General features: G+C 58.0%; 11 protein-coding genes. 3 read left to right on the forward strand and 8 right to left on the reverse strand.

Annotated features, from left to right (window positions below; genetic code table 11):
- Positions 1 to 17: 17 nt before the first annotated feature.
- The 7 genes from apbC to EZJ17_RS09580 form a co-directional block, all read right to left on the reverse strand.
- Positions 18 to 1100, reverse strand: coding sequence for an iron-sulfur cluster carrier protein ApbC (gene apbC, locus EZJ17_RS09550; RefSeq protein ID WP_067439787.1), 1083 nt, complete (start codon positions 1098 to 1100; stop codon positions 18 to 20).
- A gap of 105 nt (positions 1101 to 1205) precedes the next feature.
- Positions 1206 to 2456 (reverse strand): cell division protein ZipA C-terminal FtsZ-binding domain-containing protein, encoded by a 1251-nt coding sequence (locus tag EZJ17_RS09555; protein ID WP_067439784.1) that lies wholly within the window; start codon positions 2454 to 2456, stop codon positions 1206 to 1208.
- A 189-nt stretch (positions 2457 to 2645) separates the two neighbouring features.
- On the reverse strand, positions 2646 to 4085 hold the full coding sequence (locus tag EZJ17_RS09560; protein WP_067440281.1) for a sensor histidine kinase: 1440 nt from the start codon (positions 4083 to 4085) through the stop codon (positions 2646 to 2648).
- Positions 4086 to 4268: 183 nt separating this feature from the next.
- Complete coding sequence (locus tag EZJ17_RS09565) at positions 4269 to 4946, reverse strand: response regulator transcription factor (protein ID WP_067439781.1); 678 nt, start codon at positions 4944 to 4946, stop codon at positions 4269 to 4271.
- A 326-nt stretch (positions 4947 to 5272) separates the two neighbouring features.
- The gene (gene tsaA, locus EZJ17_RS09570; protein ID WP_067440278.1) at positions 5273 to 5968 is read right to left on the reverse strand and encodes a tRNA (N6-threonylcarbamoyladenosine(37)-N6)-methyltransferase TrmO; all 696 of its coding nucleotides are present in this window, start codon (positions 5966 to 5968) and stop codon (positions 5273 to 5275) included.
- A 244-nt stretch (positions 5969 to 6212) separates the two neighbouring features.
- Complete coding sequence (locus tag EZJ17_RS09575) at positions 6213 to 6653, reverse strand: MliC family protein (protein ID WP_067439778.1); 441 nt, start codon at positions 6651 to 6653, stop codon at positions 6213 to 6215.
- Positions 6654 to 6907: 254 nt separating this feature from the next.
- On the reverse strand, positions 6908 to 7546 hold the full coding sequence (locus EZJ17_RS09580) for an MBL fold metallo-hydrolase (protein ID WP_067444319.1): 639 nt from the start codon (positions 7544 to 7546) through the stop codon (positions 6908 to 6910).
- A 129-nt stretch (positions 7547 to 7675) separates the two neighbouring features.
- Between EZJ17_RS09580 and orn the strand changes: the two genes are divergently transcribed.
- The 3 genes from orn to ampD all read left to right on the forward strand — a co-directional run bounded on the left by orn (position 7676) and on the right by ampD (position 10661).
- On the forward strand, positions 7676 to 8257 hold the full coding sequence (orn, locus tag EZJ17_RS09585; protein WP_151086468.1) for an oligoribonuclease: 582 nt from the start codon (positions 7676 to 7678) through the stop codon (positions 8255 to 8257).
- Between the two features lie 147 nt (positions 8258 to 8404).
- Entirely contained in the window at positions 8405 to 10045 is a 1641-nt protein-coding gene (pgi, locus tag EZJ17_RS09590; RefSeq protein ID WP_151086470.1) for a glucose-6-phosphate isomerase, read from the forward strand.
- Positions 10046 to 10097: 52 nt separating this feature from the next.
- The gene (gene ampD / locus EZJ17_RS09595) at positions 10098 to 10661 is read left to right on the forward strand and encodes a 1,6-anhydro-N-acetylmuramyl-L-alanine amidase AmpD (protein WP_067444316.1); all 564 of its coding nucleotides are present in this window, start codon (positions 10098 to 10100) and stop codon (positions 10659 to 10661) included.
- Between the two features lie 55 nt (positions 10662 to 10716).
- Here ampD and EZJ17_RS09600 read toward each other — a convergent pair whose 3' ends face one another.
- Positions 10717 to 11211: an Lrp/AsnC ligand binding domain-containing protein gene (locus tag EZJ17_RS09600; protein ID WP_067439765.1), complete on the reverse strand. Its 495-nt coding sequence runs from the start codon at positions 11209 to 11211 to the stop codon at positions 10717 to 10719.
- Positions 11212 to 11299: the final 88 nt, after the last annotated feature.

Raw genomic sequence — 11299 nt, forward strand, 5'->3', positions numbered from 1 at the left:
TATTCCCGCCGCGCTGTTTATTCCACCACAATCTGCGGGAAGCGGTTGCTGAAGTCTTTGCCTTTGGCGGCCACGGCCAGGGCGATTTGCCAAGCGGCTTCGGTGTAGATTTGGGCGATGGCGGGGTGGGTGGCTTGCATTTGGGCGGCGCTGCCGCTATCCATGGCTTCGCGCACGGGCAGGCTCAGGGGCAGCTGGCCCAGCAGCGGCACGCCGAGGCGTTCGGCCAGCGCTTTGCCGCCGTCTTGGCCGAAAATGGGCTCGTGGTGCCCGCAGCGGCTGCAAATGTGCACCGACATATTTTCCAGCACGCCGAAAATGGGGATGTTGACTTTGCCGAACATATCCACGGCTTTGCGCGCGTCGATGAGGGCGATGTCTTGCGGGGTGGTTACTACGATAGAGCCAGTAACGGGGATTTTCTGTGACAGGGTGAGCTGGATGTCGCCGGTGCCAGGCGGCAGATCGACAAACAGGTAGTCCACGTTATCCCATTCGCTTTGAAACAGCAGCTGCTGCAGGGCTCGGCTCACCATGGGGCCGCGCCACACCACGGCTTGGTCGGTATCGACCAGAAAGCCGATAGACATCACCTGGATGCCTTCGGCCGAGCGCACGGGGATGAAATGTTTGTTTTCCTGCTGCGGTTTGCTCTCAGGCACGCCGAGCATGGTGGGCTGGCTGGGGCCGTAGAGGTCGGCATCGAGAATACCCACGCGTGCGCCCATGTTGTGCAGCGCCACGGCGAGGTTGGCGGCGGTGGTGGATTTGCCCACGCCGCCTTTGCCGGAAGCGACGGCGATGATGTTTTTCACGCCGTTGATGGTGCGCACGCCGGGTTGGACTTTGCGGGTGGTGATTTCGCTGCGGATGTTGGTTTGCACGTTTTGGGTGCAACCGGCTTGGGTCAGCGCGGCGGTGATGTTTTGCTTGAGCTGGTCGGCAATGTGGCCGACGGGAAAACCGAAGCAGAGTTCGATTTGCAAACCGCCGGCGGTTTGCTCGATGGCTTGCAGGGCATGGCTGCTGCCGATGGTAAGGCTGCTGTTGGGGATGGCGACGGCCTCAACGGCGGCGCGCAGGGCGTTATCGTTATGCATGATGTTTTTCCTTGAGGTGTGTGGATTGGGGAAACAGGCTACCTGAAAACGGGAAATGCCGTTTCAGGTAGCCTGTTTGGTTGGCCGGGTGTTTTAGCGGGTTGGCTACGAGAACAGCCGTTTGGCCAGCTCGCTGCCGGGCTCGATGCCCACCCGTTTCATTTCGTCTTGCCGCGCCACCACATAGCTGCGGATTTCTTTCAGCCATTGGGTGGAAAGCTCTTCGAGCTTGTCGTTTACCAAATCCAGGCCGAGCATGCTGGAAAGCTTAACCGCGATATCCATGAAGCGGTTGAAGTTTTTCTCGCCGTCGGGGATGTGCGGGGCATCAAACAGCATGCTGATGCCGCGGTAGTTTTGGGTGGAGAGCAGGGTGGCGGTGAAGGCGCTGTTGTCGAGGGTGGAGATGGCAAATAGCGGCTCGCCTTTGGCGTCGTTCAGGTAGAACATGCCGTCGTGGGAAAGCTCGAAGCCTTGGCGCTCTATGGCGTTGCGCAATTCCACGCCACTCACGTTGTTGCGGGACACCAAATGAATGGCGATGGTTTGATCCACGCGGGCGCATAGATCGTCCAGCGGGCGGGCGATGGAGAGGAAGGTGTCGATGTCGGTGAGTAGCAGGCCGCCGTCCATTTTCTCGGCAAAGGCGTTGGCCTGTTCGCCGAATTGTTCCAAATCGGCAATGCTGGCCAAGCCGTTGCGGCTGATGGCTTGCAGACCGATCACGAAGCCTTGGTAGTACACGCTGGGAATCGGCTCAGCAATTTGGAAACGGTCGTCCATGGTGCAGCCGGCGATACGGAAGCGGTGGCGGCTGGAAAGGCGCGGCATGGCGTGCAATTCCTGCGGCTCTTTCAGGGAGATGTAGCAGAGGTAGTCGAAGCGGCTGTCGAACCAGGGCAGTTGCTGTTTGGCCAAATCCTGCAAATCGAGCAGCAGCTTGCGCTTGGCCGGCTCTTGGGTTTGCGAAGGCGCAGCAGCTGGTACGGGCTGAAAGTTGAAAGCGGGGGCTTCGGCGGCGGGTTCGGCCTGCAATACCGGCTCGGCAGGGGCGCTGTCGGCTTCGGCCGGTGTTTCGGCAACGGAGGGTTCGCTAGCCGGTTCGCTTGAGCGGCTGAATTTAACAAAGGCCGGCTGCAGGCGCGGGGCGGCTTCTGCTTCGGCAGCGGGAGCTTGCTGCTGGCCGTCGCGCACGGAATGGGTGTGGCTTTCCATCAGCGCGTCTTTATCGGCATGGCCGAATTGGGCGCGGATGGAATCGCGGTATTTCTTTTCCTGATAGGTGTTGTACAGCAATACGCCGAACACGGGGGCGAAAATGAGGATGGCGATAATTAGAATGGTGTTGGTGCTCATTGATACTTCCGAATGGGGTGCTGTCGAAACAGCGGAATTATATAGCGAAAAGACTTTCTTTCCCATAGACGGCCATTTCAAATAAAGCCATATTGTGTTGGCTTGGTTTGATTTGAAACGATTATTGGAGCGCGGGAGGAGTAAGGCTACCTGAAAGATACGTGCTATACAACGGCAACGGCTTCCTGTTTATTTGTCCTCATCCTGCCCGTGCTCTTTTCCTTCGCGTTCTTTTTCTTCCTGCTTCTGCTGCTTGGCGGTGAGCTCGGGCAGCTCAAAGTGGATGTTCAGGCCGTTGGGCTGCACGTTGGCGGCACTGATGCGGCCGTGGTGTTTGCCGATAACGTGGCGGGCAATGGCCAAACCGAGGCCAGTGCCGGGTTTGTGCGCGCCGCTGTCGGCGCGGTAGAAGGCGGTGAAGATGTGCGGTAGCTGGCGTTCGTCCACACCGGGGCCGTTGTCGGCAATGTCGATGTGCCAATGGTGTTTGTGGCCGGAGAGGCGGATGTGGATTTTGCTGCCTTCGGGGCCGTAGGCCATAGCATTGCGCAAGACGTTGTCGAAAGCGCGGTAGAGGTAGCCCTCATTGGCGGAAACGGTGGCGTCGGCATCGGCGGGGTCGTAGTGGAAATCGATTTGCTGATTGTTTTGGCAGGCGATGGCGCGACAGTCTTCTACCAGGTTTTTCAAAAAGGGCACGAGCTTGAGCGGGTCTTTTTCCATTTCCACGTTGGCAGTTTCCAAACGGGAGAGGGTGAGCAACTCGCCCACGAGTTTGTCCATGCGGGTGAGCTCAGATTCGAGGCGCTTGATGTTTTGCTCCTGTTTGTGCGGCTGCACTTGCAGCAGGGCAAGCAGCGCCTGCATACGCGCCAGCGGGGAGCGCATTTCGTGTGAAACGTGGTGCAGCAGATGGCGTTCGCGTTCCACCAGTTTTTGCAGGCGGCTGGCCATGTGGTCGAATTGGACGGCGAGTTTGGCCAGCTCATCGCGCCGACCGAGCAGCTGGTGGGAAATGCGGGTTTCAAGGTCGCCTTCGGCCAGACGGCTCATGCCGCGTTCCAGCGTGCGGATGGGTTGAGAGATATTGCGGGCGAGGATGTAGGCTAAGAGCAGGCCGACGATAATGATGAAGCTGAGGATGATGAGCTCGTGCCACACGGGCGCCATTTCCATGCCGGGAATCATCAGCGGGGAAGGCGGGCGGGTAGGCTGCTGTTTGTCCCAGTCGGCCAACATGAAGATATATTCTTCGCCCAAGGGGTCGTAGGCCACGCGCACTGCGCGGGAGTTGGGATATTCAGAGGCGAATTTGCGTGCGGCGAGGATGCGCGAGGGCTCAATCTGACGCTGAAAAATATCGGTTTTGCTGTCGCCGGAAATTACTAGGATATTGTCGAAGGTGGGGGTATTGTTCCAGTCTTGCAGGGTTTCGCGTACACCGGAGAGGCCGCGGGTTTGGAACACGGTTACAGTGCTGTTGAGCAGGCCGGTTTCAAAGGCGCGCTGCTGTTTGAAACGGCTTTCGGCCATTTTGTCTTGCACCAGCCAGAAGGAGAAGCTGGCCACGAAAATGGCGGCGATGATGACGAAAAAAAAAGTGAGGAAAATCCGCTGGAACAGTTTCATGAATATGCTTTGGCGGGAAGGTTTGGCAGGCCACAAAACAATGCCGCCATCAGTCGGTTTGGGCTTGGCGGCGGCCGTTGGGTGAATGGCGCAAATGAAGAAGCGGTATTTCAAGTAGCCTTTATCTCGTTCGATGGAGGCTACTTGAAAGCGTAAGCTTCAACACAAGTTAGAATCAAAACATCAGTTTTTCACAAACAAATAACCTAGGCCGCGCACGGTTTGGATGAGTGAGGCATCGCCCAGTTTATGGCGGATGCTGGAAATATGCACGTCGATGCTTCGGTCGAACTTGGCTAGCTTGCGGTCGAGTGCTTCGAGAGAGAGGGTTTCTTTGTTTACCACCTGGCCGGCGTGACGCATCAGCACTTCCAGCAGGTTGAACTCGGTGCTGGTAAGTTCCAGCGGGGCTTCGTTGATGGTGGCTTGGCGTTTGGCTGGGTAGAGGGTTACACCGCTCACGGAAATCACATTGGGGGTGCTGTTGTCCGGCTCGGCCAGGCGGGTGCGGCGCAGAATAGCATTGATGCGCGCCAAGAGTTCGCGCGGCTGGCAGGGTTTGGGCACATAGTCGTCTGCGCCCATTTCTAGGCCGATGATGCGGTCGATGTCATCACCTTTGGCAGTGAGCATGATGATGGGGATTTTGCTCTGCTGGCGCACGGTTTTGAGCACATCCAACCCGCTGAGCTTGGGCATCATGGAATCCAGCACCACCACGTTGTAGTTGCCGGTGAGGATTTCGGTTACGCCGGCTTCGCCGTCCGGCACGCTGCTAACTTCCAGCCCTTCGGCGCTCAGGTATTCGGTTAAGAGCTCGGTGAGCAGGGCGTCATCGTCTACCAATAAAACACGGTTCATACTTACTCCTTAGTATTTTATGTGCCGTTGCAGCACGGAATTTTGCCGCCGGGGCAAACCCGGCAATATGACCAACTAACGTGATTTTTCAATCTCAGCAGCCGGAATTAGGCTGGTTGACTGTTGAATTTCAAGCGTCTTAACACTTTGCCTGATACAGGCGAACAAGCCAAATTCTTTTGCGAATCTTTGCGTAAGCCGGGCGGGATATCACGGATGTTATGCTTATTTAAGCCCGGCAGGGGATTGAGCTTTATTTTAGCTTCACAGAAACTCAGCCTTGGCTGTGCCAAGACATCGTTTGAACTACGTTGAAGCTGGCACTTTCAGGTAGCCTTGCCTTCTGCCTCCATCACTGCTTCAATTAAAGCTGTTCCGTTTTCAATTCGAAACGCCACTTCCCAATCTTCCACTGCCATCTTATATACACGCTGCGGCGTATCCTGATAAGCCGGGCGCGGGTCTTGAGCGATGCTTTGTTCAAGCAACAGGCGGATAGTTGATGGCAAGGTGGCAGCTGTTTCCTCATCTAGCCAAGCTACTTCGAGCGGCACGGGCGGAACAGTGGCGAAGCCTGAAGCAGCATCGGGCTGAGCCTCCACAAAGGGCAGATAGGGCTTGATATCTAACACCGGCGTGCCATCGAGCAAATCCGCTCCGCCACACCATAGCCGTACTCCACCATCGGTTTCAATGCGCTCCAGCTTGAGTAGGGAAAGCCCCAACGGGTTGGGCCGGAACGGGCTGCGCGTGGCAAATACGCCCATTTTCCGGTTACCGCCCAAACGCGGCGGCCGCACCAAAGGCTGCCAGCCTGCCCCGGCCACGCCGTGAAACACGAACTGCACCCAAATATGGCTGAAGCTTCCCAACCCGCGCACGCAATCGGCAGGAAACTCGGGCAGCAGCTCGATATACACCTGGGCGGAAGGCACCAAGCCGGGCTGGCGCGGCACACCGAATTTCTGTTTATAAGGAGAGCGAACGTAGGCGATGGCTTGCAGGATATGGGTGGCTGGCATGGCTTGGAGCAATCAATATGAGCATAGAGTGAGATAAAAGGCTACCTGAAAACGCCAACTTCAGCAAAGCTGGAGCTGAGTTTCTGCGAAGCTGAAATTAAGTTTTGGCAAAGCAGCAAGGTGATGGCATCACAACGCCGCCTTACTGCGTCCTCCATTTTCTGCCCCCAATGAAAACCGGCAACCTCGGAATTCTCGGGCTGCCGGCCTGATTTCACTAATGCGGCGTTGAATTTAAATCAGCTTACTGCTGGCGTTGGCAAGCGGTTTCTACGCGGTTGCCATAGGGGTCTTTGAAGCTGAACGCAGCTTCGTTGCCCTTGCGGTGCCACTCGGCGCCGCTGCCGAACAGGCCGCGGTTGCTGGTGTAGCGCTCGCCGGAGCCAGAAGTAGCGCGGTTGAGCACAGCGCTCTTGTCGTCAAGCTGCAGGCTTACGCGGTCGGAACCTTGCTGGCGCACAGTTACAGACAGGCCATTTTCACAGCTGAAACGCTCGGCACCGTGTGCGCGGCGCTCGCCACGACGCTCGTGGCGCGGAGCCGGCTCGTTGCCCGGGTCTTGCATGCTGTTTTCATGGCGTTGGTGATGATGATGACGATGGCCGTCGTCTTGCGGGGCAGGCGCCACGCAGGCGGTCAGCAACAAAGCCAAAGAGGCCGGTACAGCCCAAGTACGTACTTTCATTGTGTATTTCCTATAAAATGAGAAAATACCGCCATAGCCGGCGGCGAGAGCATCTTAGCCCAAAGTGTGCGGCATAAAAAGGGGGGTTAACCAAGATTTACGGCAATATCTTCTGGCGAAAAGGCTACCTGAAAGCGTTTGGTCGCTTTCAGGTAGCCTTGTTTTGGCAAGCCTAAGCTTTGGTTTTCGTGTTTTTCAGGTAGCCTCTTTATAAGACAGGCTGTATGTATCGATTGCCTTACCGCCTGTGGGTTTTAATCCCGCAAAAACGGATTGTGTTGTTTTTCGTGGCCGATGGTGGTGCTGCGGCCGTGGCCGGGCAGCACTATGGTGTTTTCGGGTAACACCAGCAGTTTCCCGCGGATATTGTGTAGCAAGTCGGCGTGGCTGCTGCGTTCGAAGTCGGTGCGGCCGATGGATTCGTAAAACAGCACGTCGCCGGCAATCAGGAGATTTTGTTCGACGCAGTAAAACACCACATGTCCGGGAGTGTGGCCGGGGATGTGCAGCACTTGGAAGCGGTATGCGCCCACGCTTAACTCGTCGCCCTCTTCCAGCCAGCGGCTCGGGCTCACCGGCGGAGACACGGGAAAACCGAAGCCGGTGGTGATTTCGGGCAAGTTGTCAAGCAGCCATTGGTCGTCGCGGTGTGGGCCGATAACGGGCAGTGGGGTGTGCGCAATCATCTCGGCCACGCCGCCGGCATGGTCGAGGTGGCCGTGGGTGAGCCAGATTGCCCTGGGCTGCACGCCGAGCTTGGCAGCTTCTTCCAACAACCACGGCACATCGCCGCCCACGTCTATCCACGCGGCTTCTTTGCTTTCTTCATCCCACAAAAGTGAGCAATTTTGGCGGAAGGGGGTAACGGCGAACACGGTAAGGTTGAGCGGCATGAGCGGGCTTTCTATAGATAAAGTTTTCAGGTAGCCAGCATTGTGCCGCCGTATCTGCTCGCGGTAAACCTTTTTAAGATTTGGCGTATCCGCTACAATGCACCATTTATCCTCTTTGCGAGCAAGTTCATGCACACTCCGCCCAATCCCAATCCCCTCAACCTCTGCTGGCTCGATATGGAAATGACCGGTCTCAACCCCGAGCACGACCGCATTATCGAAGCCGCCGTGGTGGTTACCGATGCCGATTTAAACATCCTCGCCCAATCCGAATCCTACGCCATCCACCAAAGCGACGAATTGCTCAACAGCATGGATGCCTGGAACACCAGCACCCACGAGCGCACCGGCCTCACCCGGCGCGTGAAAGATTCCACGCTTTCCGAAGCCGAAGTAGAACAACGCCTGCTTGATTTCGTGGCGCAATGGGCACCGCAAAGCGCAAGCCCCTTGTGCGGCAACACTGTACACCAAGACCGACGCTTCATGCAGCGCTACATGCCCCGCCTCGAAGCCTGGTTCCACTACCGCAACCTTGACGTATCCACCCTCAAAGAGCTCGCCCGCCGCTGGCATCCCGCCGCCTACAAAAGTTTCAGTAAAAAAGGCTCGCACTGCGCGTTGGACGACATCTTGGAGAGCATCGAAGAATTACGCCACTACCGCCGAACCTTCCTGCGCCTGCCCGAGGCTGAGAGAGAGGCTATCTGAAAGTGCAAGCTTCAACGGAGTTAAAACGAGCACAGCGAAGTTTCTGCGAAGCAAAAACCTGTTTCACCTTTTCAGGTAGCCTCTCCCAACCCGCACAAACCCACACCATGACCCGCAAAATCCTCCTTCCCACACACTAAACCCACCATGCTCCCTACCTCCCTACCTGCCTGGCAAGCCCTGGCCGACCACCGCCGCGCCACCGCGCACCTCCACTTGCGCGAGCGCTTCGCCGCCGAGCCGGACCGTTTCGAACGCATGCACGCCGAATTCAACGGCCTCTTGCTCGACTACAGCAAAAACCTCATCGGCGAAGATACCCTCAACCTGCTCTGCCGCCTGGCCGACGAATCCGGCGCGGCCGAGCTGCGCCGCCAAATGTATGCCGGCGAAAAAATCAATCTGAGCGAACACCGCGCCGTGCTGCACACCGCCCTGAGGCTACCTGAAACCGCCGCGCCCGTGTATGTGGACGGTATCGATATCGTGCCGCAGGTGCACGCCGAATTAAACCGTGCCCTCGATTTCGCCGAGCGCCTGCAAAACGGCACGCACACGGGCTGCACCGGCGCACCTATCCGCGACGTGGTGAACATCGGCATCGGCGGCTCGGATTTGGGCCCGCGCATGGTGACGCAAGCCCTCTCCCCATACCGGCAAAACCTGAACGTGCACTTCGCCGCCAATCTCGACAGCGCCGATTTAGACGGCATCCTGCGCCGCGTGCAGCCCGAAACCACGCTGTTTATCGTGGCCAGCAAATCCTTCCGCACCCCCGAAACCCTGCTCAACGCCCAAGCCGCGCGCCGCTGGTTTCTGCAATCCGGCCGCAGCGAAGCCGATATCGCGCAGCACTTCGCCGCTGTGTCGGCCAATGTGGCCGCTGCTGCCGAATTCGGCAGCGCCCCGCAAAACGTATTTGGCATGTTTGATTGGGTGGGCGGGCGCTATTCCGTGTGGTCGGCCATCGGCCTACCCGTGATGTGCGCCATCGGCCGCGAACATTTCCGCGAATTCCTGCGCGGCGGCCACGATATGGACGAACATTTCCTGCACACCCCGTGGCGGCACAACATCCCCGCCCTGCTCGCCCTCATCGGCATCTGGCAGCAAAATTTCTGCGGCAGCACCAGCCACATCGTCATCCCCTACAGCCATGGCCTGCGCCGCCTGCCCGCCCACCTCCAGCAGCTCGATATGGAAAGCAACGGCAAAAGCCATAACCGCCACGGCAACCCCGTGGATTTCGCCACCGGCGCCGCCATTTGGGGCGAAGCCGGCGTCAACTGCCAGCACGCCTTCTTCCAGCTCATCCACCAAGGCACGCAGGTTATTCCCGTCGATTTCATCGTCCCCCTCAGCGGCGAAGGGGCAGACGACGGCCGCCACCTCCGGCTCGTGGCCAACGCCTTCGCCCAAGCCGAAGCCCTCATGCGCGGCAAAAGCGAAGCCGAAGCCCGCGCCGAAACGGCCGGCAAAGGGCTGCCTGAAAGAGAACAAGCCGCCCTCGCCCGCCAGCGCAGCTTCCCCGGCAACCGCCCCAGCAACACCATCCTCGTCGAACGCATTACGCCCTACACCCTCGGCCTGATTCTCGCCATGTACGAACACAAAGTCTTCATGCAAGGCGCCGTGTGGGGCATCAACTCCTTCGACCAATGGGGCGTGGAATACGGCAAAGAACTCGTCCAAACCATCCTGCCTGAACTGCAAGGCGCATCCCCCGCCGGGCACGACCCCTCCACCGCCGCCCTGATCCAACGCTACCGGCAGCAGATAGCCAAATAGCCTTCCCTGTCAACCTGCTATAATCCCCACCCCATCTCTTCGGAACCCCATCATGACCACAACTTGGCACAACGGCTGGTGGCAGGGCGCAGTGCATTGCCCTTCACCCAACTTCTTGTCCCGCCCCGCCGGCGAAACCGTTTCTCTGGTGGTGCTGCACAACATCTCCCTGCCGCCCTTCGAATACGGCGGCAGCGCCATCCGCGATTTGTTCACCAACCGCATCAATCCACAGGCACACCCCTTCTTCCCACAGCTGGTGGATTTGCGCGTGTCCAGCCATTTTCTGATTGAACGCAGCGGGCAGGTGGTGCAGTTTGTGTCGGGCAACGACGCGGCGCACCACGCTGGCGTGTCGCAATATCGCGGCCGCAGCGGCTGCAACGCTTTTTCGCTCGGTATCGAACTTGAGGGCTGCGATTTCGAACCTTTCACCGAGGCGCAATACCAAGCCCTGATTCCGCTACTGCACAGCATGGAGGCACACTACTCCATCGAAGCCGTAACTGGCCACCAACACATTGCCCCTGGCCGCAAAAGCGACCCCGGCCACTTCTTCGACTGGCCTCGCCTGGCCGCTGCGGGCGTGGTGCTGGCAAAGGGGGTTATGGATTAACCGTTGCTGCAACAATTTAAGAAAGGCTACCTGAAATTTTCAGGTAGCTTTTGGTTTACTCTTCCCAATCTTCCAGTGCCAGCGGCCCGTTTTCCTTCACTTCCTCCATTACCACATAACTGCGGCTTTCCACAGCGGAGGGCAGTTGCAGCAGGATTTTGCCGAGCATGTCGCGGTAGGCGGACATGTCTTGCAGGCGCACTTTGATGAGGTAGTCGTATTCGCCGGACACGAGGTGGCATTCGAGGATTTGCGGGATTTTCAGCACTTCGCGGCGGAATTCTTCAAAAATATCGCCGGATTTGGAATGCAGTTTGATTTCCACGAACACCAGCAAGCCGTAGCCCAAGCGGGCGGGATTGAGGCGGGCGTGGTAGCCGCTGATGTAACCGTCGCGCTCCAAGCGGCGCACACGTTCGGTTACGGGGGTGGCGGACAGGCCGACGCGTTCGGCCAGCTCGGTCATGCTCAGGCGGGCATTCTCCTGCAAGAGCTTGAGGATGTGGTGGTCGATGCTATCGGCTTCTTTAAAGATGGGGCGGTTGGGCATGGGCTTCTTCTCCTAATAGTTAAAGCACTTCTCTTCCTGCTGCATTGGTTTTCTTGGTTAGGAAATAATTGCTTCAGCTGTATTCATT

It is taken from the genome of Eikenella exigua (assembly GCF_008805035.1).
GTDB lineage: Bacteria > Pseudomonadota > Gammaproteobacteria > Burkholderiales > Neisseriaceae > Eikenella > Eikenella exigua.

Excerpts from the sequence above, each read along its gene's own strand:
- orn (WP_151086468.1), top strand. The coding sequence starts at position 7,676 with ATGCACACTCCGCCCAATCCCAATCCCCTCAACCTCTGCTGGCTCGAT.
- ampD (WP_067444316.1), top strand. The coding sequence starts at position 10,098 with ATGACCACAACTTGGCACAACGGCTGGTGGCAGGGCGCAGTGCATTGC.
- pgi (WP_151086470.1), top strand. The coding sequence starts at position 8,405 with ATGCTCCCTACCTCCCTACCTGCCTGGCAAGCCCTGGCCGACCACCGC.
- apbC (WP_067439787.1), bottom strand. The coding sequence starts at position 1,100 with ATGCATAACGATAACGCCCTGCGCGCCGCCGTTGAGGCCGTCGCCATC.
- EZJ17_RS09575 (WP_067439778.1), bottom strand. The coding sequence starts at position 6,653 with ATGAAAGTACGTACTTGGGCTGTACCGGCCTCTTTGGCTTTGTTGCTG.
- EZJ17_RS09555 (WP_067439784.1), bottom strand. The coding sequence starts at position 2,456 with ATGAGCACCAACACCATTCTAATTATCGCCATCCTCATTTTCGCCCCC.
- EZJ17_RS09580 (WP_067444319.1), bottom strand. The coding sequence starts at position 7,546 with ATGCCGCTCAACCTTACCGTGTTCGCCGTTACCCCCTTCCGCCAAAAT.
- EZJ17_RS09560 (WP_067440281.1), bottom strand. The coding sequence starts at position 4,085 with ATGAAACTGTTCCAGCGGATTTTCCTCACTTTTTTTTTCGTCATCATC.
- EZJ17_RS09565 (WP_067439781.1), bottom strand. The coding sequence starts at position 4,946 with ATGAACCGTGTTTTATTGGTAGACGATGACGCCCTGCTCACCGAGCTC.
- EZJ17_RS09600 (WP_067439765.1), bottom strand. The coding sequence starts at position 11,211 with ATGCCCAACCGCCCCATCTTTAAAGAAGCCGATAGCATCGACCACCAC.
- tsaA (WP_067440278.1), bottom strand. The coding sequence starts at position 5,968 with ATGCCAGCCACCCATATCCTGCAAGCCATCGCCTACGTTCGCTCTCCT.